The organism is Pseudomonas sp. MF6396 (assembly GCF_002018915.1).
Taxonomy (GTDB): Bacteria; Pseudomonadota; Gammaproteobacteria; order Pseudomonadales; family Pseudomonadaceae; genus Aquipseudomonas; species Aquipseudomonas palmensis.
The window spans coordinates 1-22,142 of the sequence record NZ_MVOK01000011.1; the positions used below are offsets into that span (position 1 = coordinate 1).

The 22,142-nt window shown below is 65.2% G+C and carries 21 protein-coding genes and 1 pseudogene; 8 read left to right on the forward strand and 14 right to left on the reverse strand.

Annotated features, from left to right (window positions below):
• Nucleotides 1-109, forward strand: a 109-nt coding sequence (locus MF6396_RS29030) for an IS3 family transposase (protein WP_146427598.1), incomplete at its 5' end; no start/stop codon positions are given.
• A gap of 19 nt (nucleotides 110-128) precedes the next feature.
• Here MF6396_RS29030 and MF6396_RS13015 read toward each other — a convergent pair.
• Nucleotides 129-1,574: pseudogene (locus MF6396_RS13015) on the reverse strand (FAD-dependent oxidoreductase); the annotation flags it as partial.
• Between the two features lie 81 nt (nucleotides 1,575-1,655).
• A complete protein-coding gene (locus MF6396_RS13020; protein WP_153046089.1) occupies nucleotides 1,656-2,849 on the reverse strand; it encodes a hypothetical protein in 1,194 nt (397 codons plus the stop codon).
• 116 nt (nucleotides 2,850-2,965) lie between these two features.
• Between MF6396_RS13020 and MF6396_RS13025 the strand changes: the two genes are divergently transcribed.
• A complete protein-coding gene (locus tag MF6396_RS13025; RefSeq protein WP_043862589.1) occupies nucleotides 2,966-3,868 on the forward strand; it encodes a formate/nitrite transporter family protein in 903 nt (300 codons plus the stop codon).
• On the opposite strand, the gene MF6396_RS13030 is transcribed toward MF6396_RS13025, so the two are convergent.
• Nucleotides 3,865-4,932 (reverse strand): MBL fold metallo-hydrolase, encoded by a 1,068-nt coding sequence (locus MF6396_RS13030; RefSeq protein ID WP_102063801.1) that lies wholly within the window; start codon nucleotides 4,930-4,932, stop codon nucleotides 3,865-3,867. The genes MF6396_RS13025 and MF6396_RS13030 overlap by 4 nt on opposite strands.
• A 154-nt stretch (nucleotides 4,933-5,086) precedes the next feature.
• Between MF6396_RS13030 and MF6396_RS13035 the strand changes: the two genes are divergently transcribed.
• Entirely contained in the window at nucleotides 5,087-6,163 is a 1,077-nt protein-coding gene (locus MF6396_RS13035) for a diguanylate cyclase (protein WP_078480541.1), read from the forward strand.
• 71 nt (nucleotides 6,164-6,234) lie between these two features.
• Here the strand turns inward: MF6396_RS13035 and MF6396_RS13040 are convergent, their stop codons facing one another.
• A complete protein-coding gene (locus tag MF6396_RS13040; protein WP_043862592.1) occupies nucleotides 6,235-6,558 on the reverse strand; it encodes a DUF2025 family protein in 324 nt (107 codons plus the stop codon).
• Nucleotides 6,559-6,750: 192 nt separating this feature from the next.
• On the opposite strand from MF6396_RS13040, the gene MF6396_RS13045 reads away from it, so the two are divergent.
• Nucleotides 6,751-7,965 carry a GAF domain-containing sensor histidine kinase gene (locus MF6396_RS13045; protein WP_043862593.1) on the forward strand — a complete coding sequence of 405 codons (1,215 nt, stop codon included), beginning with the start codon at nucleotides 6,751-6,753 and terminating at the stop codon, nucleotides 7,963-7,965.
• Here the strand turns inward: MF6396_RS13045 and MF6396_RS13050 are convergent.
• Complete coding sequence (locus tag MF6396_RS13050; RefSeq protein WP_058540987.1) at nucleotides 7,904-8,821, reverse strand: LysR family transcriptional regulator; 918 nt, start codon at nucleotides 8,819-8,821, stop codon at nucleotides 7,904-7,906. The genes MF6396_RS13045 and MF6396_RS13050 overlap by 62 nt on opposite strands.
• 115 nt (nucleotides 8,822-8,936) lie before the next feature.
• Between MF6396_RS13050 and MF6396_RS13055 the strand changes: the two genes are divergently transcribed.
• A complete protein-coding gene (locus tag MF6396_RS13055) occupies nucleotides 8,937-9,695 on the forward strand; it encodes an SDR family NAD(P)-dependent oxidoreductase (RefSeq protein ID WP_078480543.1) in 759 nt (252 codons plus the stop codon).
• Between the two features lie 4 nt (nucleotides 9,696-9,699).
• On the opposite strand, the gene MF6396_RS13060 is transcribed toward MF6396_RS13055, so the two are convergent.
• From MF6396_RS13060 to MF6396_RS13080, 7 genes are all read right to left on the reverse strand, one after another.
• Nucleotides 9,700-10,119 (reverse strand): DMP19 family protein, encoded by a 420-nt coding sequence (locus MF6396_RS13060; protein WP_058540986.1) that lies wholly within the window; start codon nucleotides 10,117-10,119, stop codon nucleotides 9,700-9,702.
• A gap of 52 nt (nucleotides 10,120-10,171) precedes the next feature.
• Nucleotides 10,172-11,029 (reverse strand): efflux RND transporter periplasmic adaptor subunit, encoded by an 858-nt coding sequence (locus MF6396_RS13065; protein ID WP_054914719.1) that lies wholly within the window; start codon nucleotides 11,027-11,029, stop codon nucleotides 10,172-10,174.
• Nucleotides 11,030-11,040: 11 nt separating this feature from the next.
• On the reverse strand, nucleotides 11,041-11,247 hold the full coding sequence (locus MF6396_RS13070; protein WP_043862598.1) for a DUF1656 domain-containing protein: 207 nt from the start codon (nucleotides 11,245-11,247) through the stop codon (nucleotides 11,041-11,043).
• The gene (locus MF6396_RS13075) at nucleotides 11,234-13,222 is read right to left on the reverse strand and encodes an FUSC family protein (RefSeq protein ID WP_078480544.1); all 1,989 of its coding nucleotides are present in this window, start codon (nucleotides 13,220-13,222) and stop codon (nucleotides 11,234-11,236) included. The genes MF6396_RS13070 and MF6396_RS13075 overlap by 14 nt, the downstream gene beginning before the upstream one ends.
• Before the next feature lie 241 nt (nucleotides 13,223-13,463).
• Nucleotides 13,464-13,580 carry a cytochrome c oxidase subunit CcoM gene (gene ccoM / locus MF6396_RS29225; RefSeq protein ID WP_043862641.1) on the reverse strand — a complete coding sequence of 39 codons (117 nt, stop codon included), beginning with the start codon at nucleotides 13,578-13,580 and terminating at the stop codon, nucleotides 13,464-13,466.
• 133 nt (nucleotides 13,581-13,713) lie between these two features.
• Complete coding sequence (locus MF6396_RS28805; protein ID WP_088513942.1) at nucleotides 13,714-13,875, reverse strand: hypothetical protein; 162 nt, start codon at nucleotides 13,873-13,875, stop codon at nucleotides 13,714-13,716.
• A 70-nt stretch (nucleotides 13,876-13,945) separates the two neighbouring features.
• On the reverse strand, nucleotides 13,946-14,275 hold the full coding sequence (locus MF6396_RS13080; RefSeq protein ID WP_043862600.1) for a hypothetical protein: 330 nt from the start codon (nucleotides 14,273-14,275) through the stop codon (nucleotides 13,946-13,948).
• A 151-nt stretch (nucleotides 14,276-14,426) separates the two neighbouring features.
• Between MF6396_RS13080 and MF6396_RS13085 the strand changes: the two genes are divergently transcribed.
• Nucleotides 14,427-15,041, forward strand: coding sequence for a hypothetical protein (locus tag MF6396_RS13085; RefSeq protein ID WP_078480545.1), 615 nt, complete (start codon nucleotides 14,427-14,429; stop codon nucleotides 15,039-15,041).
• Between the two features lie 6 nt (nucleotides 15,042-15,047).
• Here MF6396_RS13085 and MF6396_RS13090 read toward each other — a convergent pair whose 3' ends face one another.
• Nucleotides 15,048-15,746, reverse strand: a complete 699-nt coding sequence (locus tag MF6396_RS13090) for a M949_RS01915 family surface polysaccharide biosynthesis protein (protein ID WP_043862602.1) — start codon at nucleotides 15,744-15,746, stop codon at nucleotides 15,048-15,050.
• Between the two features lie 116 nt (nucleotides 15,747-15,862).
• Here MF6396_RS13090 and rapA point away from each other — a divergent pair, with 116 nt between their 5' ends.
• Together rapA and MF6396_RS13100 are read left to right on the forward strand one after the other, a co-directional pair.
• Nucleotides 15,863-18,709, forward strand: a complete 2,847-nt coding sequence (rapA, locus tag MF6396_RS13095; RefSeq protein ID WP_078480546.1) for an RNA polymerase-associated protein RapA — start codon at nucleotides 15,863-15,865, stop codon at nucleotides 18,707-18,709.
• A 215-nt stretch (nucleotides 18,710-18,924) separates the two neighbouring features.
• Complete coding sequence (locus tag MF6396_RS13100) at nucleotides 18,925-21,177, forward strand: putative bifunctional diguanylate cyclase/phosphodiesterase (RefSeq protein ID WP_043862604.1); 2,253 nt, start codon at nucleotides 18,925-18,927, stop codon at nucleotides 21,175-21,177.
• On the opposite strand, the gene MF6396_RS13105 is transcribed toward MF6396_RS13100, so the two are convergent.
• Complete coding sequence (locus MF6396_RS13105; protein WP_078480548.1) at nucleotides 21,077-21,964, reverse strand: NAD(P)-dependent oxidoreductase; 888 nt, start codon at nucleotides 21,962-21,964, stop codon at nucleotides 21,077-21,079. The two genes, MF6396_RS13100 and MF6396_RS13105, sit on opposite strands and share 101 nt — an antisense overlap.
• Between the last annotated feature and the right edge of the window lie 178 nt (nucleotides 21,965-22,142).

Genomic DNA, 22,142 nt, shown 5'->3' on the forward strand with positions numbered 1-22,142 from the left:
CGATTACATCGAGATGTTCTACAACGTAAAACGCCGCCATGGTTTCAACAATCAGCTGTCACCGGTAGAGTTTGAAAAACGTTACGCAATGAGCTTGCAAGGTGTCTAGAGAATCCGGGGCGATTCAGGATAAAGCTGTCAGTAACGAGAATTTGCGGGATGGCCTGATTACGTTGCAAAAAACTTTTCTGCAATGGCGCATACACCTTGCAGCTGGTTTCCCAGTGCGCCGTCTTGTATGCATCGATGATCTGCTGAGGCAGCATTGCCGCAGTGAAGCCTTCAAGACGCACCGATGTCTCGATCAGCCAGGAAGGCAAGGTGACGATCACTGCGTCGAAGTCCTCGCTCTGCAACGTGCTCGACTGCGGGTCGCTGGCATGCCACTGGTACTGCACGCGGATCTGCTGGTTCGCCAGCTTGCGCAGGCCAGTAACCGGGCTGTCGGTAAGCAGCCCGTTGGGCAGGGCACTGAGGTGCTGGTAGGGAGATGCACCGGTTGGCGCCACCGGCATGAACAACAGGCATTCATCCAGAGCGGCCAGCCCCAGGTAGGTAGGTGACGCGAACGGCAGACCTCTGCTGTCGTATACAGGCTGATTGGCAACCAGCGGCGCGTCCAGCGGGTCACCCTGCTCGTCCACGCGGCCATGCACCAGTTGCAGGTGGCTGCTGAAGCCGAAGATCGCCGTTCGCAGCGGATACAGGCTGCAGACATCATAGAAAGCCCCCCAACTGCCGTCGCCGATACCGATGGCATAGAACAACGCGGACTCTGCCGCGCTCATGCCCAGGCCGCCGAAGTCGCCGGGCGTTTCGGGGTTCCACACATCAATTGCCGGCAACCTGACCAGGTCCCGAAACGACATTGCCTGATAGCGTTCAACAATGGCGGCCCACAGGTCTTCCCACTGCTCGCCGCCATAGGCTTGCGCCACGGTTTCGGTCATCCGGTCGGCAAACACCCGCCACTTTTCATGTACCTGTTGCAAGGTGGCCGTAGGTGGCGGTGTCCGGCCGTCAGCGTTGTCCCAGATCAACAGCGTCGGCTCGCCCTCGCCGTCCAGCAGACCTTCACGCAGGTAGATGCCTGTCGAGCGTACGGCAGGCGTACCCGGGTTGGGAAAGTCGGACAAGCGCAGATCGAACTGACTAGCGTAGTACGCCATCAACGAGCGCCCCTCTTTCGGCGCTTCGCCACTGCGATTGAACAACGGCATGCGCATGGCGCCCATTTCGAACGGCGTCGAAGGCTCCCTGTCGCCTGGGCCAGGGTCGACGATGGTCATGTGCCGACCGCCGATCCGTTGCGACTTTTCGATCAGGGTGATGTGCTGGAAGCCGCAACGCAGCAGCTCGCGGGCGGCAGTCAAACCGGTAACGCCGGCACCGATGATGCAAATGCGGTGCTCGGCGCGACGGGCTTGGGCGATACCACCGACCTGCTCAAGCAACCTGCGGTAGTCAAAACACAGATCGGGCGGGTTGGGGAACCGCGCCGACCAGCCTTCGGCATTACCCGCCAAGGGGGTCGCAACATCAGCGGGATGGTTGTAGGTGGAACCGATAGTCATGGGCTGCTCTCTGCTTGAAGTGGCGGAGCAGAGAGCTTGAAGTCGCTGCCGGCTGCAGCGGTGCTACATAGTTGAACGCCCTCACTCCGGCAGTTCGAGCGCCACTCCACCTGCATGCTGCCTCACGATCCGATACGGCAGCACCGCCCAGCCCACCCCACGACAATGGCGCTGCACGCTGTCGAACACCGGGTCGAACTGGATGCCTTCGGGGGTAAAGCGCCATGTGGGCATCTGCCACACCTGCGCCTGTGCGTAATCGCAGCCGTCCTCGCCCACCTCGCCCAACATGTGCTGCGGATAAAGCTGCTTGAGCTGCGCCAGCAACCACGGCGCAAAGGTGCGCGAACGGTAGTCCACATAGGCACCGAAACTCACGGTGGCGAACTGCTCGGGGTTGGGGCCAGGCTGGTACTCGTAGTGAAACGGCTTGCCCTCGCCCACCCACAGCACATCGTCCAGGGTCAGCTCCTTGCCCGACTCCACCGCCAGGTTGAGCGGCGCATCGGTGGGCAGCATCGGCGTGCCGTCGCAGCTGTAGTCCTGCACGATGCTGACACTGAGCAGCGCATTGCTCATGAACCGCGGCGTCACCGTCTGCCGGTAGTACCCGCCAGGGCGCCCCAGCAGCATGCACTGGTGGTAGGCCACCACATCACTGGACAGGCGCGCGCGCAGCAACTGGTTGAGGCGTGTGAGCTGCTGCGCAGGGTAACCGTCCTCGATCACGAACAGGCTTATCCCCGAGGACGGCTCGCTCAGCCAGCGCAGCGGGTAGCCTTGAAAGTGTTCAAGCTCGCCCGGCTTCAACGGCAGTTGCATCAGCCTCAGGTATTCATAGGGTGAGTCGGTGTACTGGCGGGCCAGGAACGGATCGGCACCCGACGGTACCTGCGGCAGTCGTGCCGGCAGCAGCGTGATCGGCAGGCGTTTGCCCTGGGCGCTTTGCCACTCACCTTGCAGGCCGCCCTGGGCAGCCGGCCACAGCGCGAGTGTTGGCAGCGAGTCGATGCCTGCTTCCGGGGCCGGCTCATGCCCCTCCACCAGTTGAATCCGCGTGCCCTGGATGCTGCCGGTGAGCTGCAGGTCATGGTGATGCTTCACGTAGAAGTAACGCCCGCTGACATCCTCGGGCACGGCGCGGTCGAGCTCCAGCACGATCGACTGGGTACCCAGGGTACCGGTGAACACGTCGCTGTCCAAGCCCGCCTGGGCGGGCATGGCTGCGGTCAAGGCCTGCGCGGCCAGCAGTGCGACGCAACATCCATGTTTCATGGGAAAAACGTCCGCTATTCAAGAGGGGTGAATTATGCCGACAAAGCCTGCGGCACAAGGCAACTAATTGAACGGCGGCGGATCTTTACTCAGAGCCCCCCACGGAAACCTCCCCCATGAACGAGCAGAAAAGCGGCAAGACCCCGGGCCTGTCAGCGGACGAAGAGCAGGAGGTCAGCCACAACCAGCCGCCACGTGCCGCTGTGCTCCACGAGATCATCCGCGCCCAGGGCGACAAGGAACTGCAGCGCACCATCGCGGCGCTGTGGTGGTCGGCACTGGCGGCCGGCTTGAGCATGGGCCTGTCGCTGATGGCGATGGGGCTGTTCTATTCCCGCCTGCCCGAGGGCGACAGCAGCCAGGTGATCGCCAGCCTGGGCTATTCGGCGGGCTTTCTGGCGGTGATTCTCGCGCGCCAGCAACTGTTTACCGAAAATACCCTGACCGCCGTGCTGCCGGTGATGACCAAACCCACGTTCAACAATGTGGGGCGCCTGTTGCGCCTGTGGGGCGTGGTGCTGTTCGGCAACCTGGTGGGCACCGTGCTGGTGTCATACGTGATGCTGCACCTGCCGATCTTCGACACCAAGACCGATCTCGCCTTTCTCGAAGTGGGGCGCAAGGTCATGGAAAACGAGGTGGGCCAGATGTTTGCCAAGGGCATCATCTCGGGCTGGATGATCGCGACCATGGTGTGGATGATCCCGTCGATGGAGAACGCCAAGATCTGGATCATCCTGCTGATCACCTATCTCATGGCGCTGGGTGACTTCACCCATATCGTGGTTGGCTCGGTCGAGGTGTCGTACCTGGTGTGGGCCGGGGAAGTGAGCTGGCAGCAGTTCTGGCTGCACTTTGCCGCGCCGACCCTGGCGGGCAACATCGTGGGCGGCAGCTTCATCTTCGCGCTGATCAGCCATGCGCAGATTCGCAGCGACGCCGGCCTACCCGATGAAACCCTGAGCAAGGGCCGCGAGCGCCCCTTGCCCGGCCGGCGCGACCCTAGCGACGCACCTTAACGCTGCCCGGAGGCCAACACGCCCGCCTGGGCCTGCTGTTGCTCCAGTGGAAGCCACCACGCGGTACCCCGCTGCGGTTGCACCAGGCTGACCCGCTCCCCCATCTGCGGGGTGCTCAGCGGTACCCGTGCGTTGGCCGCCAGGGCCATGATGCGGTCGAAGGGTTCATGCCAGGTGTGGGTGGACAGGTCGAAGGTGCCGTTGTGGATCGGCAGCAACCAGCGCCCGCGCAGGTCCAGGTGCGCCTGCAGGCTCTGCTCGGGCTGCATGTGCACATTGGGCCAGTTGACGTTGTAGGCGCCGGTTTCCATCAGGGTCACGTCGAATGGCCCATAGCGTTCGCCGATCTGCCTGAAGCCCTCGAAATAGCCTGTATCGCCGCTGAAGAACAGGCGCAGGTCCTCATCGAGCACCACCCATGACGCCCACAGGGTGCGGTTGCTGTCGAACAGCCCGCGCCCGGAGAAGTGCTGCGCCGGGGTGGCGACGAACTGGATGCCCGCAACCTCCGTGGCCTGCCACCAGTCGAGCTGGCGCACCTTGGCCGCAGGCACGCCCCACCCGACCAGGGTGTCGCCCACCCCAAGCGGGGCAAGGAATACCTCGGTGCGCTCGGCCAGGGCCAGCACCGCCCGTTCATCCAGATGGTCGTAATGGTCGTGGGACAGTATCACCGCCGTGATCGGCGGCAGTTGCTCCAGCGCCAGCGGCGGCTGGTGAAAGCGCTGCGGGCCGGCCCACTGCACCGGCGAGGCGCGCTCGGCGAACACCGGGTCGGTGATGAAGAAACGATCGCGCAGCTTGAGCAGCACCGTGGAATGTCCCAGGCGCCACAGGCTGCGGTTCGGCGCGGCCAGCACCTGGGCCTGGCTCAGGGGGTGCACCGGTATCGGCAGGGTTGGCCGGGTGTCGGCAGGCTTGCTCAGAAACAGGAACTTGAAACCGATGCGCAGTTTTTTCAGCACCCCGTCGCGGGGCAACTGGGCCTGGTTGCGGTACCGCCCGTCCTGCTGCAGCGACGGCTGCGCGGGGGTTTCGGTGGCTTGTGCTGCAAGGGAAGCCATGAATGCAAATACTCCGACTAACCGTTTCAGGTGCATGCCCATTGCCCGTACCAACTGTGAAATGGCCTGCAAGGCCATTCTTGAACAGCCCGGCTTTGTTCAACAATATTCACGCAAATTATGCGATGAACGGCGTCAGGCAGATCGGCAAATCATGACTCAAATCAGCAACGGCAAGGGATTATCATTTGTCAGAAGAATTTACCTGCCGCGTATCATCGGCTCGGGTATCGGCCTGTTCAGCGTGCTCTCCGGCGTGCTGCCCCTGCAGCTGCCGTACTGGGTCGTAGCGCTGCTGGTGTTCAACGGGCTGGGCTGGCCGCACCTGGCCTACCAGCTCGGCCTGCGCTCGCAAGCCCCCTATCGCGCCGAACAGCGCAACCTGATGGTCGACTCGCTGATGGGCGGCTTCTGGGCCGGCACCGTGCAGTTCAACCCGCTGATCAGCGTCACCATCCTGGCCATGATGGGCATGAACAACGTCGCCGCCGGTGGTCAGCGCCTGTTTGTGCAAGGTCTTTTGGCCATGGGGCTGGGCATGGTGGCGGCGGTGGCGCTGTTCGGGCCGAGCCTGCAACTGGAGGTCAGCACCGTGCAGGTGTACGCCTGCCTGCCGATGCTGACCCTCTATCCGCTGGCGCTGGGCTGGGTGTGCTACCGCCTGGCGATCAAGCTGGCCGAGCACAAGCGCAGCCTCAGTGCGCTGAGCCGCACCGACAGCCTCACCGGCCTATTCAACCACGGCTCATGGAAAGACCTGCTGCAACTGCGCTTTCAGCTGTGCCAGCAGGCCCCGGCCCAGGCCGTGATCGCGATCATCGACATCGACCACTTCAAGACCATCAACGATGTGTATGGCCATGTGGTGGGTGACTGCGTGCTGCGCCAGCTGAGCGTCGAGCTCAAGCGCAACCTGCGCGAGGACGACGTGCCGGGGCGCTACGGCGGGGATGAATTCGGCGTGATCCTGCCCGGGTGCAGCCTGGAGCATGCCAGCCAGGTCATGGAGCGCCTGCGCCAGCGGGTCAACGAGTACCGCAACGAGCAGCTCCCGCAATTGCGCATCAGCCTGAGCATCGGCCTGGCCAGCTTCCAGCCAGGCTTCGCAGACTCCATGGTGTGGCTGAACGAGGCGGACAAGGCGCTGTATGCGGCCAAGCAGAGTGGCCGCAACAAGGTCAATGTGGCCCGCGGCGAGGTGGTGCCGCTGCGCCTGGCCTACCCGGACTGAAATGCAGGCACCACGTTCCGGCGCCTTCGCCGGCATGGCCGGCTCCTGCAGCTAGGGCTTGCGGCCCTGTGTCACGCCCGCAAGCGGCGCTGGGCCGCGATCTCCGGCAGGTCGTTGCGACGCAGGTACACCCGCAACGGCTCGGTGATGTTCAACCGCTCGTCGACATTCTGCGCCAGCAGCACCTCGATCAGTTCGCGGCGCAAGGTCATCACCTCGCCGCCGCTCGCCTGCCACACGAATTCATGGCTGGGGATGATGCTGTCGTCGGCCACGTCCATGCCGAACGAGTCTTCGCTGAAGCGCACGATATGCCGGCCCAGCTTGTGGTTGAAGCCTACGAAGCCCTTGAGCTGGTCGGCCGCGGCGCAGATATCCTGGGAAGTGATGTGCATGTCAAACCTCACTGAAGCATCGTCGAAGATGCGGGGTGAATGGAATTGGCACGCGGGGCGGGTCGTCTGCGGCCCTCTCTGACGGAGAAGCTCGACAGGCAGAGGTTACTAAAAACCCGCCTGCGCCTGACACCCTTTTTTTCGCTAAACTGCCAGACATCCTCACCTTGCCGCCAGCCACGTGGACGTTCCATGAGTACTGCCATCACCGCCGACCTTGCCACGATTGCGCGGATCAACGCCGTGCCGGCCATCCTCCAGGTGATCTGCGAAACCACCGGCATGCGCTTTGCGGCCGTGGCCCGTGTCACCGAGAACAACTGGACCGCCTGCGCCGTGCTCGACAACCTGGGCTTTGGCCTGGGAGTGGGCGGCGAGCTGGACGTGGCCACCACGCTATGCCACGAGATTCGCGGCAGCCACCAGACCATCGTGATCGACAAGGCCAGCGAGGACGCCCGCTACTGCCACCACCCCACCCCGCGCCTGTACCGCTTCGAAAGCTATATCTCGGTGCCGGTGTTTCGTACCAACGGCAGCTTTTTCGGCACCATCTGCGCGCTCGATCCGGCCCCGGCCGCCCTCACCGGCAGCGCCATCCAGCCGATGATGGAGTCCTTCGCGCGGCTGTTGACGATCCAGATCGAGAGCGAGGAAGCCGCCCAGCAGACCGAGGCGGCGCTGAAGAAGGAGCTGGCCATCGCCGAGCTGCGCGAACAGTTCATCGCGGTGCTCGGCCACGACCTGCGCAACCCGCTGTTCGCCATCACCGCCGGCGCCGAGCTGCTGGTCAAGCGCCTGGGCGATGCACGCTCGCGAACCATCGCCGAGCACATCCTCGCCTCCGGACGCCGTGCCACCGAACTGGTGCGCGATGTGCTGGACTTCGCCCGCGGGCGCCTGGGCAACGGCATCATGGTGAACATCCAGCCCTGCCCCGACCTGGACACCGCCCTGCGTCAGGTGGCCTCCGAGCTGCAACGGGTCTACCCGCAGCGGGTGATACGCCTGCATATCGATGACCTCAGCGGCATGTGCTGCGACCGCGAGCGGATCACCCAGCTGCTCTCCAACCTGCTGGCCAACGCCCTGAACCATGGCGACGCCAACAGCCCGGTAGATGTATCGGCGCGTATCGAGCAGCAGGTGTTCACCCTGGGCGTGCACAACCAGGGCGCGCCGATTGCCCCGGCGGTGATGGCGCAACTGTTCCAGCCGTTTTCGCGCCCGCTCGACGGCACCCCGCAAAGCGGCCTGGGGCTGGGCCTGTACATCGCCAACCAGATTGCCCTGGCCCATGGCGGGCGCATGGAAGTGGTGTCCAGCCGCGAGGCCGGCACGCTGTTCAGCCTGCGCCTGCCACTGGATCGAGTTGCCCCGCCAGAACCTGCTCCAGCCACCCCATGAACGCCGCCACCCGCAACGGCAGGTGCACCTGCCGAGCGAACAGCAATGACACCGGCATCGGCTCGGGCACCTGCTGGTCCAGCACGCTGACCAGTTGCCCGCTCTCCAGGTACTCGCGCACACCGGCAAAGGGCGCCTGGATGATGCCCAACCCGGCCAGGCAGGCGCTTTCGTAGGCATCGGTATTGTTCACCGTGACCGCACCGCCCATGGGCTGATACCGCGTCGTGGCGCCCTGTCGGTACTCGAACCCCGGGCAGCGCGCCCCCAGGTTCTGTACGTAGTGGATCAACTGGTGGTCACGCAGGGCCTCCAGCCGTGTCGGCACCCCCATGCGCTGCAGGTAGGCAGGGCTGGCGCAGTTGACCATGCGCAGGCTGCCCAGGGGCCGGGCGACCAGCGCAAGGTCGCTGAGCGCACCGATGCGCAGCACGCAGTCGAACCCCTCGCGCACCAGGTCGACCTGGCGATCGGTGCAACTGATCTCCAGCGCCAGCCCCGGGTGCTGCTGCATGAACGCCGGCAAGGCCGGCAGGATGATGCGCCGTGCCATCAGCGTCGGCAGGTCGATGCGCAGGCGACCGTGCAACTGGGCCGGGTCGGGCCGAAACAGCCCCTCGAGCTCGTCCATTCGCGACAGCAGGTCTTTGCTACGCTCGTACAGTTGCAGGCCATCCTGGGTGGCCTGTACACGCCGCGTGGTGCGGTTGAGCAGGCGCGTGCCCAGGTGCCTCTCAAGCAGGCGCACCTGTTCCGAGACGGTAGAACGCGGCAGCCCCAGGCTCTCACCGGCCAGGGTGAAACTCGACAGTTCGGCAACCCGCACAAAGGTGCGCAACAGCTCCAGCGTGTTCATCCAGCCCCCTCCATTGTTCGACCCTGCCGAACAGTATTTCCGAATCCAGCGGATTTATCAGTACCGGAGCGACCAATAGACTGTGCTCGACTTCAGCCACCCCGAGGAACCGACCATGACCCGCAAGATCGCACTGATTACCGGCGCCAGCCGTGGCCTGGGCAGGAACACCGCGTTGCACCTGGCAGCCCAGGGCATCGACATCATCGGCACCTACCACAGCAAGGCCGACGAGGCCCACGCGCTGGTGGCCGAGCTTGAGCAAAAAGGCGTGCGCGCCACCATGTTGCAACTGGACGTGAGCAACAGCGCCAGCTTCGAGGCGTTCGCCGCCACCCTCGATGACACCTTGCAGCGTACCTTCGGCCGTCGGCAGTTCGACTTTCTGGTGAACAACGCCGGCATCGGCATCAACGCAAGCTTCAGCGAAACCACCGAAGCGCAGTTCGATACCCTGCTCAACATCCAGCTCAAGGGCCCGTTCTTTCTCACCCAGCGGCTGCTGCCGCTGCTTGCCGACCAGGGCCGCATCGTCAATATCTCCACCGGGCTGACCCGCTTCGCCCTGCCCGGCTTTGCCGCCTACGCGGCGATGAAGGGGGCGATGGAGGTGCTGACCCGCTACCAGGCCAAGGAGCTCGGTGCGCGTGGCATTCGCGTGAACATCCTGGCCCCCGGTGCCATCGAGACCGACTTTGGTGGCGGTGTGGTGCGCGACAATGACCAGGTGAACGGCTTTATCGCCAGCAACACCGCCCTGGGCCGCGTCGGCCTGCCGGATGATATCGGCGCGGCGGTGGCTGTGCTGCTCGGCGACGGTGGCAGCTGGATCAACGGCCAGCGGGTGGAGGTGTCGGGCGGGATGTTCCTGTGAAACCTCAGAGGTGCCTGTACAGCTCGGTGAGGCGGTCCAGTGCGGCCTGCACGAAGTCCTCGGGCAGGTCCTGGATCAATCGCGACGGGGCCTCGAACAGGTCCTCGCCGTGCGCTGCCTCAAGCGCCTCGAGCACTTCCATGCGCGCGTCACGACGCTCGGGGTAGTGCGGGCCGAACAGCGCCAGGGCATCACCGAACGCTTTGGCAGTGACCGGCATGTGCAGGGCATGCAGGCCGCGCAAGGCGATCAGGGCCTGGTCGCCGGCACTGTTCCAGAAATACTGGTCCAGCCGCCCGTTCATGGTTTCGGCCTCCAGCCACCACAGCGCGATGGCTTCCTGCTCCTGCGCCAGCAAGGTGTCGAAACCGTGACCCCAGCGTGCTTCGAGTTGCGCCCAGGTGGGGCTGTTGGTGATGCTCATGTACTTCCCTCGCCCACGTGCCGAATCGATGGGCGCGATTATAGGCGCCGCCTCAGTCCTCGCGCACCTGCACGCTGGCGGTCATGCCTGCACTGAGGTTGACCCCCGCCGGCACCTCGTCGAGCCGGATGCGCACCGGAATGCGCTGGGCCAGGCGCACCCAGTTGAAGGTCGGCTCCACTTCGGCCAGCAACTGGCTGTCGGGGGTGGCGTTGCGATCGGTGATGCCGCGGCTGATGCTCTGCACATGGCCCTGCATCGGCTCGCCGGCGCTCATCAGCCACACCTTGACCGGCGCACCGACCTTGATACGCGGCAGCTTGGTTTCTTCGAAATAGGCCTGCACATAGAAAGTCGAGTCGTCCACCAGCGCCATCACCGGCTGCCCGGCATTCACATAATTGCCCTCGGCCAGGCGCAGGTTGGTGATGTGCCCGTCCCGCGGTGCCTTGACCTGGCTGCGCGCCAGGTTGAGCGCGGCCACCTTGACCTCGGCCAGGGCCTGGCGCAGCTCGCCACGGGCCACGGCGGCGTTGATCTGGGCATTTTCGCGCAACTCGGCGCTGATCGCCTGCGGGCCCAGTGCAGCGCGGCGCGAGGCCTCGTGTTCGCGCAGGCGCAGTTGCTGCTGGCGGGTCTCGGCCACGGCATTGGCTTTATCCAGCGCGGCCTCGAAGCGGTCCTTGTCGATGGACATCAGCAAGTCCCCCGCCTTGACCTCCTGGTTGTCGTGCACCTTGAGCTCGCGCACCCAGCCCGACACATCCGGGGCGACGATCACCACGTCGGCGCGGATCTTCGCGTCGCGGGTCCAGGGGGTGAGCATGTAGTAACGCCACAGTTCGAGGCCGGCGAACACCGCCACCACCACCAGGCACAGGGTTACGGCAACACGCACATAGGTACGCATGGTCAAACTCCTTACAGGGGCCCCAGTACGCGGGTGACCAGGGCCAGAATACAAACGAACAGTGCAGTGTCGAACAGGGCTTCATGCCACACCCAGCGCCCCAGCGGGGTCAGACGCAGCAGCAGCCGCACAGCGAAGGTCAGCAGCAGCGCCAGCACCGCATAGATCAGAAACGGGCTGAGCAGTACCCCGCCCATTGCCCACTCACGCAACCCCATGGAGTTCCTCCTGTCGCCGGCACCATTTGGCCCAGCTGTGTCGAAGTTGCAGTACCGCGCCCACGGCAAGACGTAGCGGGTCGCTGTCGGGGCGTTGCTGCAACGCCGCGATGAAGGCTTCGCTGGCAGCATCCAGGCGCTGCCCGCGCCCGGCACCCGGGCCCTGTGCCAGCACGTTTTCCAGCTGCTGGAAATACGCACGCTGCGCCGCGTCCGGTGGCACCTGGGCCACCGCCAGGCACATGCGCAGGTGCAGCAGTTCGTCGCCGATGTCCAGCCCGTGCAGGCCATCGTCCCAGTGGCCGCGCTCCTGCTCGGGCAGCGCGGTGTAATGGCGCGCCAGCTGCAGCAGGCGGTCGGCCATGCGCCCGCCAAACCAGGTTTCGGCGCCGCGCAGGTCGCGCCGGGTCAGGCGTACCAGGTCGTTCTGGGTGGCGGCGCGCAGGCGCCGGCCGTGCCATGCGGGGTTGCGCAACACCAGCAGCTTGAACGCCAGCACCGCTGCGCCCACCCCCAGCAGCATGGCCTGGGCACTGTTGAGAAAGTTGGCCACATCGAACGTCATGGTATTGAGCGGTGCCACCAGCACGATGAAGTGCAGGCAGTACGAAGTGGCTGTGGCGCCGATTTTCGGGTTGGCCATGCCCAGCGCGCCCAGGAACAGCGGCACCCCCATGCCCATGCACAGCAAGGCAAAACCGCTCCACTGCGGCAGCAGGATCTGCCCGACGAAGAACGCCACGGGCACCGCCAGCAGGATGCCGCGCAAAAAACTCATGCCGATCTGCGCGCCGTTCTCGCGACTGGCGAACAGGCTGCACACCACGCAGGTGAGCACCAGGCCGCCGGGCGCCGCCGACCAGGCGGTGGCCAGCCAGAAGCTGGCCCTGGCCAGGAACGCCAGCGCACTGCGCGAGCCGAACAGCAGTGCCAGCGGCACGTCGCGGTGCACCGCCAGGCTGTCGGGCAGGTCGACCGGTGCCTTGCCCTCCTCCACCGCGCGCAGGGCCAGGGTCGCCGCCATGGCGTTATCCAGCAGCAGGGTCAGACGCGCCAGGCAGTAATGCTGCGCGGGGCTGTTGTGCTCGTCATGGGCGGCATCCCAAACGCGCTGGCGCAGCACCAGCAGTGCAGCCTGATCGGGCTCGGCCAGGGCGGCCTGCACCTCGCTCAACCACGGGGCCATGTGCTGCGCCTGTTCGTCGTCGAGCTGGCGCCACTGACGGCGTACAGAACGGGCGATGCGCAACAGGATCAGCAGCTTCTGGCTGAGCCCGCGAATCGCCCGGGCACGCTGGCGACCCAGGCTGCCTTCGAACCAGGCGTGTTCGCGCTGGGCATCCACCGCGACGATGCGCCCCAGAATCTCCAGAAGGCCCTTGCGCCCCTGCTCCTCGCCGGTCAGGGTCGCACTGGCCGCCTGCAGGCCGCTTTGCCAGGCCTGGCGAGCCTGCCCGCTGAGCTGCTGCTCGACCCGCATCGGCCAGAGCAAGGCGCTGACCAAGGTGGCGCAGATGATGCCCAGGCTGATCTCGGTGCAGCGTGCCACCGCCTGGTCGAACACCAGCAGCGGGTGATTGATGGCCGGCAAGGCGATGATCGCCACGGTGTAGCCGGCCAGCACGAAGGAATACGCCCAGGCGCTGCGCAGCAGGGTCGAGCAGGCCGTGCACAGCGCCAACCACAGGGCCAGCGCCAGCAGAAACAGCCACGGCGTCTGGGCGAACAGGCCCATGAACACCACTGACATGATCGTCCCGACCAGCGTGCCGAACAGCCGTGCCAGGCCCTTCTGCAGCACCATGCCCGACAGCGGCTGGGCCACGATGAAAGCCGTCATCAACGCCCAGGCCGGTTGTTCCAGCCCCCAGCGCAACGCCAGCCACAGCGCCAACCCGCCGCCAAGCAGGGTTTTCACGGCAAATTGCACAGCGAGTCGGTTGGGCGCCAGCAGGGCCTGCAGAGTGATGGGCACGGATCGAACCTTGGGAAGCGATGAAGTAAAGATAGACACAGATACGCGGGAAAGGTCAGATGCGAATTATTAGCTAGCTAACTACTTATAGTCCAGAATTTTTCTGCCTTCCCGCGCCGGCAAGGCCGTGCCTACAGGGCCATCCCGGCAGGCCCCGGTACTGCCACCCCAAATTTCAGGCAAAAAAAATGGGCAACCGAAGTTGCCCTAAATGCCTTGCGTGCTCGTGTATCGGAAAGGATCAGCCCTGCTTGCGCTTGTTCGAGTCCTTCCAGATGAAAATACCCAGGCCTGCGAAAAACAGCAGCATCAGGCCGACTGTCACAACGCCAGCGATAACCACATTATCGAAGAACATATCGGCCTCCATTCGCCTGCACCTGTCTGATGGGGTAACAGTAGCGAATGGGGCGGGAGAGGAAATTGACCGAGGTCAATGGCGCACATCAACGGACGCGCGAGGCGGGTGCAGGGTTGACCTGCATCAAGAATCAGCGCTTCTTCGGCTTGCCCTTGGGCTTTTTCTTGCCCTTGCCCAGGGGCATTGCCTGCTCGAACGCCTGACGCACTTCGTTCAGGCGCTTTTCCTTGAGGTCGTGCACGCGACGGGCGCGCTCGGCGCCGAAATCGATCAGGTTGTCGTCTTGGCTCATGTTCAGGCTCGTGGAACGGACTGCGGAAGTCGCCATGATGAGGGCTCGCGCCCGCACTGAACAGCCCCGCTCAGACTTCGATGTCCACCAGCAGGCCCTGGCGCGGCTGTTCGCCCATCAACGGCGCCACCGGCACGGTGTTGTCGGCGTTGACCTCGTCGCCCGGCAGGGCCTGGTACAGCTCTTCGTCCGGGGCCTTGCGGCGTTTGCCCTGGCGGCGGCGCTGCTCGTCACGCAGCAGTACCCCCGACTCCTGCGGGTCGCGCTTCTTGAAATCGATATTGCTGTCGGTGGCGCTGGGCTGGGCCGGCACTACGGGGGCGATGGTCGGCGGCTGCTTGACCGGGTCGTGTTGCGTGGTGACCGGGGCGGCACTGAGGGGAATGATGGGCGGCAGCATGGTTGTTGTTCTCCTGTCGCCAATGTGTCGGCTGCCAAACGGCAGCCTTGAGCGTCGATGGCAAAAGTGTGGCACCCGTCACAGCCAGGGGTGTGCCTGAGTATAGTACGCTGCGCTTCCCGTTTTTCGCCCTATAAGGCAGGAGCCTACGATGCGCATCCCCTATCGCCTCCTGGCGAGTATCGGCCTGGCCACGGCCGGCCTTGCGGCCATGGCCGACCCGGCTCCGGTGTTGTTCGGTGGCTGGCGCAACCTCGCCACGGCGGCCGATGCCGGGTATGTCGAAGAGAACATGGCATTCGCCATGCTGCCGGCAGTGGTTGCCCGCGGCACGCGCATGGCCGTGCTGGACGAGCAGCGCAAGCAGACCGTGTGTTGCCTGGAGGTGGTCAGCGTGCCGCTTGAAGACCGCCTGCTGCGCCACCGTTTCGACCTGCCGGGCGTCTGGGTGAGCGACCTGCGCAATGACTGGAACATCGACCACCGGCCCTACCTGCCCGAGGTGTTCGCCCTGCAACGACGCGACGCCCTGGTCGACTATCACTTCGATGAAAATGGCTACGGCCACCTGGGGGGCCTGCTCGTCCCGGCCGATGCGCGAATCACACCCCAGGGCACGCTGCACACCGGTGGCCAGACGTTCACCGTCGACATCGATACCCAGCCGATGGCCAACGACAACGGCTCGATGAGCCGCTACACCCTGACCGACACACGCAACCCGCAGCACCGCTATACGGTGGAAGTCCCCGTCGCCACCTACTGACGTGCCCTACTGATCGGGGTCGTCATCGTCCGGTTCGGGCGCCGCTTCGCTCCACGGGCGCTTGAGCACGCTGTTCCAGACCTTCTCCAGGTGTTCGCGCAGCACCGGCGGTGCGTCCTTGAGGGTGGGGCCGTCTTCGCGTTCACCGCCAAAGGCATCCTCGCCTTCCGGGGCGATCAGCGACTGGCCGTTGATCACGTAGCTGGCGGCCCCTTCGCGCAGTTCCACATGCAGGTCCTGCGGGTCGACACCGCCACCGCAAAAGGAATGACTGGCAACGGTCAGTTCGGCCACACCATCGTTGTTCAGGTCGCTGGCGCCGCTGACGTCGGTATAGAAGCCCACGTCCAGGTCCAGCCCCGGGCAGGTGGTTTCATTCTCGATGGTCCAGCGCGCCTTGTAGGTTTGGGCGTCGTGGCTGCGGCCATACAGGGTGGCGGTGAGCACCACCCGGTCGACCTCCTGCTGGGTTTCCTCGTCGCTGACCTGGTCGTCCAGGCGGCTGAGCACCAGCACCGCCTCGCCATCGCGGTCGCGAAAGTGCACGTTCTGCACCGGCACCTGCACGCCCAGCGCCGCCAGCGCCGGGGGCTCCAGTGGTGGCAGCAGTTCGAAACCCTGCTGGTCGCAGGCGCCGAGCGAGGCCAGGCTGGCCAGTACGATGCAGTGGCGTAACGTGAGGGACAGCAGAGGGTGTCGGAGCATGGGTCGAGGCCTGTGGTGGCAAAGACGGCTTTCGTCGATGAAATCGCCAGACGCTTTGGTCTGTGCAGCCCTATCCGTTAAGATAGTCGCCTTTTGAATGGCGGGAGTCAGGCAGTATGGCGCAGCAGTATCAACCGGGGCAACGCTGGATCAGCGACAGCGAAGCCGAGCTGGGTCTAGGGACCGTTCTGGCACAGGACGGCCGCTTGTTGACCGTGCTCTACCCGGCCACTGGCGACACCCGCCAGTACTCCCTGCGCAATGCGCCACTGACCCGCGTGCGTTTCTCGCCGGGCGACCAGATCACCCACTTCGAAGGCTGGAAGCTGACCGTGCGCGAAGTCGAGGTCATCGACGGCCTGATGGTCTACCACGGCCTCGATGCCCAGAACCAGGCCTGCACCCTGCCTGAAACCCAGCTGTCGAACTTCATCCAGTTCCGCCTGGCCAGCGACCGCCTGTTCGCCGGGCAGATCGACCCGCTGGCGTGGTTCTCGCTGCGCTACAACACCCTGGAACACACCAGCCGCCAGTTGCAGTCGTCGCTGTGGGGCCTGGGCGGCACCCGTGCCCAGCCGATCGCCCACCAGTTGCACATTGCCCGCGAAGTGGCCGACCGTATCGCCCCGCGCGTACTGCTGGCCGACGAAGTGGGCCTGGGCAAGACCATCGAAGCCGGCCTGGTGATCCATCGCCAGCTGCTCACGGGTCGCGCCAGCCGCGTGCTGATCCTGGTGCCGGAGAACCTGCAGCACCAGTGGCTGGTGGAAATGCGCCGCCGTTTCAACCTGCAGGTGGCACTGTTCGACGCCGAGCGCTTCATCGAAAGCGATGCCAGCAACCCGTTCGAGGATGCGCAACTGGCGCTGGTGGCGCTGGAGTGGCTGACCGAGGATGAAAAGGCCCAGGACGCGCTGTTCGCCGCCGGCTGGGACCTGCTGGTGGTCGACGAGGCGCACCACCTGGTGTGGCACGAAGACCAGGTCAGCCCGGAGTACGCGCTGGTCGAGCAACTGGCCGAGGTCATCCCCGGCGTACTGCTGCTGACCGCCACCCCCGAGCAACTGGGCCAGGACAGCCACTTCGCACGCCTGCGCCTGCTCGACCCCAACCGTGTCCACGACCTGGCCGCATTCCGCGCCGAGAGCGACAACTATCGCCCGGTGGCCGAGGCGGTGCAGGAGCTGCTCGATGAAGGCCGCCTGTCGCCCAAGGCCCACGCCACCATCCAGGGCTTCCTGGGTGCCGAAGGCGAGGCGCTGCTGGCCGCAGTCAACGATGGCGACACCCAGGCCAGCGCACGCCTGATCCGCGAGCTGCTGGACCGCCACGGCACCGGCCGCGTGCTGTTTCGCAACACCCGCGCCGCGGTGCAGGGCTTCCCGCAGCGCCAGCTGCACGCCTACCCGCTGCCGTGCCCCGACGAGTACATGGAACTGCCGGTGGGCGAGCATGCCGACCTGTACCCGGAAGTCAGCTTCCAGGCCCAGGGCGACAGCGACGAAGAGAGCCGCTGGTGGCGCTTCGACCCACGGGTCGAATGGCTGATCGACACCCTCAAGATGCTCAAGCGGGTCAAGGTGCTGGTGATCTGCGCCCACGCCGAAACCGCGATGGACCTGGAAGACGCCCTGCGCGTGCGCTCGGGCATTCCGGCCACGGTGTTCCATGAAGGCATGAGCATCCTGGAGCGCGACCGCGCCGCCGCCTACTTTGCCGACGAAGAGTTCGGCGCGCAGGTGCTGATCTGCTCGGAAATCGGCAGCGAAGGCCGCAACTTCCAGTTCGCCCACCACCTGGTGCTGTTCGACCTGCCGGCCCACCCCGACCTGCTGGAACAGCGCATCGGCCGCCTGGACCGTATCGGCCAGAAGCACACCATCGAACTGCATGTGCCGCACCTGCAGAACAGCCCGCAGGAGCGCCTGTTCCAGTGGTACCACCAGGCACTCAATGCCTTCCTCAATACCTGCCCTACCGGCAACGCCCTGCAGCACCAGTTCGGCCCGCGCCTGCTGCCGCTGCTGGAAAGCGGCGACGACGGCGAGTGGGAAGCGCTGGTCAACGAAGCCTGCGCCGAGCGCCAGCGCCTGGAGTCGGAGCTGCACAGCGGCCGCGACCGCCTGCTGGAGCTCAACTCCGGTGGTGCCGGCGAAGGCCAGGCGCTGGTGGAGGCGATCCTCGAGCAGGACGACCAGTTCGCCCTGCCGATCTACATGGAAACCCTGTTCGACGCCTTCGGTATCGACAGCGAGGACCACTCGGAAAACGCCCTGATCCTCAAGCCGAGCGAGAAGATGCTCGACGCCAGCTTCCCGCTGGGCGACGACGAAGGCGTGACCATCACCTACGACCGCAACCAGGCGCTGTCGCGCGAGGACATGCAGTTCATCACCTGGGAACACCCCATGGTGCAGGGCGGCATGGACCTGGTGCTCAGCGGCTCGATGGGCAATACCGCGGTGGCGCTGATCAAGAACAAGGCGCTCAAGCCGGGCACCGTGCTGCTCGAACTGCTGTACGTCAGCGAAGTGGTCGCCCCGCGCGCCCTGCAACTGGGCCGCTACCTGCCGCCGGCAGCGCTGCGCTGCCTGCTCGACACCAACGGCAACGACCTGGCGGCGCGGGTGTCGTTCGAGACCCTCAACGACCAGCTCGAAAGCGTGCCCAAGGCCAGCGCCAACAAGTTCATCCAGGCCCAGCGCGATGTCCTGACCCCGCGCATCAATGCCGGCGAGGCCAAGATCATGCCGCGCCACGCCGAGCGTGTGGCCGAGGCGCAGCGCCGCCTGGCAGCCGAAACCGATGAAGAACTGGCGCGCCTGACCGCGTTGCAGGCGGTCAACCCGACCGTGCGCGACACCGAAATCCATGCCTTGCGTGCGCAACGCGAGCAGGGCCTGGCGATGCTGGAGAAGGCCGCACTGCGCCTTGAGGCAATTCGGGTACTGGTCGCCGGCTGACCCACTGGCCGGCTCCTGCATGATCGGTGCAGGAGCCGGCCTTGCCGGCGAAGGGCGCGACTCGGTTTTAGAACCAAACGCTATCGCCCCAATCTCCAATCCATACAAGTCAATCTGCCATTAATCCCGATGGGTTAATGCTCTCTTCCTATACTCAGCCAAAACCGTCTCCACTCCGCTGGAGGCAGCGTGCACACCGGACCAAGAGGCATGCTATGGAGTGGCAGGGGCTGCATGTACTCGCCGAACTTCCCGCAACCGGACAATTGCTCCTCGATTGCCGGCACAACCCTTACCTGGTGGCACTTGCCTACCTGGTTGCCTGCGCGGGCAGTTTCGCCACCCTCGACATCATCGAACGCGTGGGCAATGCCGAGCACAGCGCCGCCCAACGTCAATGGCGCCTGCTCGGCACCTTCTGCCTGGCCTGCAGCGTGTGGGGCATGCACTTCATCGGCATGCTCGCCTTCCAGGCCCCCCTCGAGGTGCACTACGACCTGGCCCTGACGGCCGTATCGCTGCTGCTGATGCTGCTCGCCGCCTGGAGTGCGATGAACCTGCTCGGCACACCCCAGCCGCGCCTGCACCAGCATGTGCTGGCGGCCATCGCCATCGGCCTGGGCATCGGCGCCATGCATTACACCGGCATGGCAGCCATGCGCTCCAACGCCTCGCAGTTCTACCGCGCCGACCTGCTGGCAAGTTCGGTGGTGGTCGCCTTCGGCGTCAGCCTGCTGGCGTTGCTGCTAACCCGCTACCGCCCAGCCCAGAGCAACTGGCCCAGGTACGTCGCCAGCCTGGTGATGGCCACCGGCATCATCGCCACCCATTTCACCGGCATGTGGGCCCTGACCCTGGTACTGCCCGTGGACGCGCCGCTGCAGTTGCCGATCACCGACAACAGCCTGCACCTGAGCCTGGCCATCGCCTTCGTCGCCCTGCTGATCAGCGCCAGTTGCATCAGCGCCGCCCTGTCGGACAAGAAGCTGCAGAGCAAGGAGCACGACCTGCGCCGGGTCAACATGCTGCTCAGCCAGCTGGACCAGGCACGGGTCTCGCTGCAACAGGCGGCGCACTACGATGCACTGACCAACCTGGTCAACCGTCGCGGTTTCAACCAGCTGTTCGCCGAGCGCCTGGCCGAACAGGCGGCCAGCGGCGGCATGCTGGCGGTGATGTTCCTGGACATCGACCACTTCAAGCGCATCAATGACAGCCTGGGCCATGACGCGGGGGACCAGTTGCTGCAGGTGATCGCCGCGCAGATCAAGAGCGCCACCCGCAGCCACGACGTGGTGGCCCGCTTCGGCGGCGACGAGTTCTGCATTCTGATCGGCCTGCACAACCGCGACGAGGCCCGCCACCTGGCGCAGCGCATCATGCACAAGGTCAAGGAACCGATCGACCTGAGCGGCCGGCGCATGGTGATGACCACCAGCATCGGCATCAGCGTGTTCCCCGACGACGGCGAAAGCTGCGACGAGCTGCTCAAGCACGCGGACCTGGCCCTGTACCAGTCCAAGGGCTGCGGGCGCAACAACCTGAACTTCTTCAGCAGCAACCTGAAAACCCGCGCCACCCTGGAGCTGCAACTGGAGGAGGAGCTGCGCGTGGCCCTGCTCGAAGAGCGCGGGCTGCGCATCCACTACCAGCCGATCTTCGACCTGGCCAGCGGCCAGGTGGCCAAGCTCGAAGCGCTGATCCGCTGGCAGCACCCGCAGCACGGCCTGCTCAGCCCCGACCGCTTCATCGGCATTGCCGAAGCCAACGGCCTGATCGGCGAGCTCGACCTGTGGGTGTTGCGCCGCGCCTGCCAGGACCTGGCGCAGTTGAGCCGCCATGGCTTCGACCAACTCAAGGTCACCGTCAACTGCTCGGCGCTGACCCTGGGCCGCGAAGAACTCGTCAGCGAAGTGGAAGATGCGCTGTTTAGCGCGGGGCTGCCGGCCTGGCGCCTGGAAATGGAGGTGACCGAAAACGCGCTGATGGGCAACATCCACAACACCATCGCCCTGCTCAAGCGTATCCGGGCCAAGGGCGTTTCACTCTCGATCGACGACTTCGGCACCGGCTACTCATCGCTGGCCTACCTCAAGCGCCTGCCGCTGGACACGCTGAAGATCGACCGCTCGTTCATCCAGGACATCCCCCACTCCGAGCAGGACATGGACATCGTGCAGGCCATCATCATCATGGCCCACACCCTGCACCTGAAGGTGGTGACCGAGGGAGTGGAAACCGTCGAGCAGTACCAGTTCCTGCGCCAGCAGGGCTGCGACTTTCTGCAGGGCTACCTGTTCAGCCGCCCGGTACCGATGGGCGAGCTGCACGCGGTGCTCGGCAGCCTCAACCAGTGCAGCGACCTGCCTATGGCTTGCGGCGAAACAGCTCGACCAGGGTTGCGGGATCCTTTTCCAGGTAACCCTGGCTGCCGTGCAAGCGCATCAGCTGCGCCGCCAGGCCGCTGATCGGAGTGGCCGAGCCCTGCTCGCGGGAAAACTTGACCGCCGTATCCAGGTCCTTGAGCAAGGTGCGCACGTGCCACTTCACCGGCTCGTAACGCTGCTCGGCCATTTGCGGGGCCAGGATCTGCAACGGCCTGGAATCGGCGAAACCGCCTGCCAGGGCTTCGGCGATCAGGCTGGCATCCACCCCTGACTGTTCGGCCAGGGCCACCACCTCGGCAATCACCAGTGCGTTACAGGCCACGATCATCTGGTTGCAGGCCTTGGTCACCTGCCCTGCCCCCACCGCACCCATGTGCGTGACCCGCTGCCCCAGCACCTGGAGCACCGGGCGCACCCGCCCAAGATCGGCCGCCTCGCCGCCGACCATGATCGCCAGGCTGCCGGCCTCGGCGCCCGGGGTGCCGCCCGACACCGGTGCATCCAGCCAGTGCATGCCGCAGGCCTGCCTCAGCTGTGCGGCCATTTGCCGCGTGGCGCCGGGCTCCAGGCTGGAAAAATCCACCAGCAGCTGCCCGGCCGCGCCGCCTGCGGCGATACCGTCGTCACCGAACACCACCTCGTGCACCACCTGGGTGTCGGCCAGGCACAGCATCACCACGTCCGCCGCCGCGCAGAGCTCTGCCGGGCTGTTCGCCTGGCTCGCCCCGGCGGCCACCAGTGGCGCGCACTTGTCCGATGAACGGTTCCACACGGTCAACGGAAAACCGGCCGCCAGCAGGCGCCGACACATGGGCAATCCCATCAGACCGATACCGGCGAACCCCAGCGAAGGTAGTGCAATGCTCATGACAGCTCCTGGCAAATTAAAGAAGTTGGCGATGCGGACGATTCAGTTCTCAGACGTGACAGGAAAACCCTTAGAGGGTTATAGGGCAGGACCCTATCGCTCACGCCAAAGGCGCACTGATACAGTCGCGAAACTTATCCCGTGATGGCTCGATGATATCGACTTTTACCAGCCGTCC

What these genes read in the sequence shown, in the direction of transcription:
- MF6396_RS13020 (WP_153046089.1), bottom strand. Translation starts at nt 2,849, where the DNA reads ATGAAACATGGATGTTGCGTCGCACTGCTGGCCGCGCAGGCCTTGACC.
- MF6396_RS13025 (WP_043862589.1), top strand. Translation starts at nt 2,966, where the DNA reads ATGAACGAGCAGAAAAGCGGCAAGACCCCGGGCCTGTCAGCGGACGAA.
- MF6396_RS13030 (WP_102063801.1), bottom strand. Translation starts at nt 4,932, where the DNA reads ATGGCTTCCCTTGCAGCACAAGCCACCGAAACCCCCGCGCAGCCGTCG.
- MF6396_RS13035 (WP_078480541.1), top strand. Translation starts at nt 5,087, where the DNA reads ATGACTCAAATCAGCAACGGCAAGGGATTATCATTTGTCAGAAGAATT.
- MF6396_RS13040 (WP_043862592.1), bottom strand. Translation starts at nt 6,558, where the DNA reads ATGCACATCACTTCCCAGGATATCTGCGCCGCGGCCGACCAGCTCAAG.
- MF6396_RS13045 (WP_043862593.1), top strand. Translation starts at nt 6,751, where the DNA reads ATGAGTACTGCCATCACCGCCGACCTTGCCACGATTGCGCGGATCAAC.
- MF6396_RS13050 (WP_058540987.1), bottom strand. Translation starts at nt 8,821, where the DNA reads ATGAACACGCTGGAGCTGTTGCGCACCTTTGTGCGGGTTGCCGAACTG.
- MF6396_RS13055 (WP_078480543.1), top strand. Translation starts at nt 8,937, where the DNA reads ATGACCCGCAAGATCGCACTGATTACCGGCGCCAGCCGTGGCCTGGGC.
- MF6396_RS13060 (WP_058540986.1), bottom strand. Translation starts at nt 10,119, where the DNA reads ATGAGCATCACCAACAGCCCCACCTGGGCGCAACTCGAAGCACGCTGG.
- MF6396_RS13065 (WP_054914719.1), bottom strand. Translation starts at nt 11,029, where the DNA reads ATGCGTACCTATGTGCGTGTTGCCGTAACCCTGTGCCTGGTGGTGGTG.
- MF6396_RS13070 (WP_043862598.1), bottom strand. Translation starts at nt 11,247, where the DNA reads ATGGGGTTGCGTGAGTGGGCAATGGGCGGGGTACTGCTCAGCCCGTTT.
- ccoM (WP_043862641.1), bottom strand. Translation starts at nt 13,580, where the DNA reads ATGTTCTTCGATAATGTGGTTATCGCTGGCGTTGTGACAGTCGGCCTG.
- MF6396_RS28805 (WP_088513942.1), bottom strand. Translation starts at nt 13,875, where the DNA reads ATGAGCCAAGACGACAACCTGATCGATTTCGGCGCCGAGCGCGCCCGT.
- MF6396_RS13080 (WP_043862600.1), bottom strand. Translation starts at nt 14,275, where the DNA reads ATGCTGCCGCCCATCATTCCCCTCAGTGCCGCCCCGGTCACCACGCAA.
- MF6396_RS13085 (WP_078480545.1), top strand. Translation starts at nt 14,427, where the DNA reads ATGCGCATCCCCTATCGCCTCCTGGCGAGTATCGGCCTGGCCACGGCC.
- MF6396_RS13090 (WP_043862602.1), bottom strand. Translation starts at nt 15,746, where the DNA reads ATGCTCCGACACCCTCTGCTGTCCCTCACGTTACGCCACTGCATCGTA.
- rapA (WP_078480546.1), top strand. Translation starts at nt 15,863, where the DNA reads ATGGCGCAGCAGTATCAACCGGGGCAACGCTGGATCAGCGACAGCGAA.
- MF6396_RS13100 (WP_043862604.1), top strand. Translation starts at nt 18,925, where the DNA reads ATGGAGTGGCAGGGGCTGCATGTACTCGCCGAACTTCCCGCAACCGGA.
- MF6396_RS13105 (WP_078480548.1), bottom strand. Translation starts at nt 21,964, where the DNA reads ATGAGCATTGCACTACCTTCGCTGGGGTTCGCCGGTATCGGTCTGATG.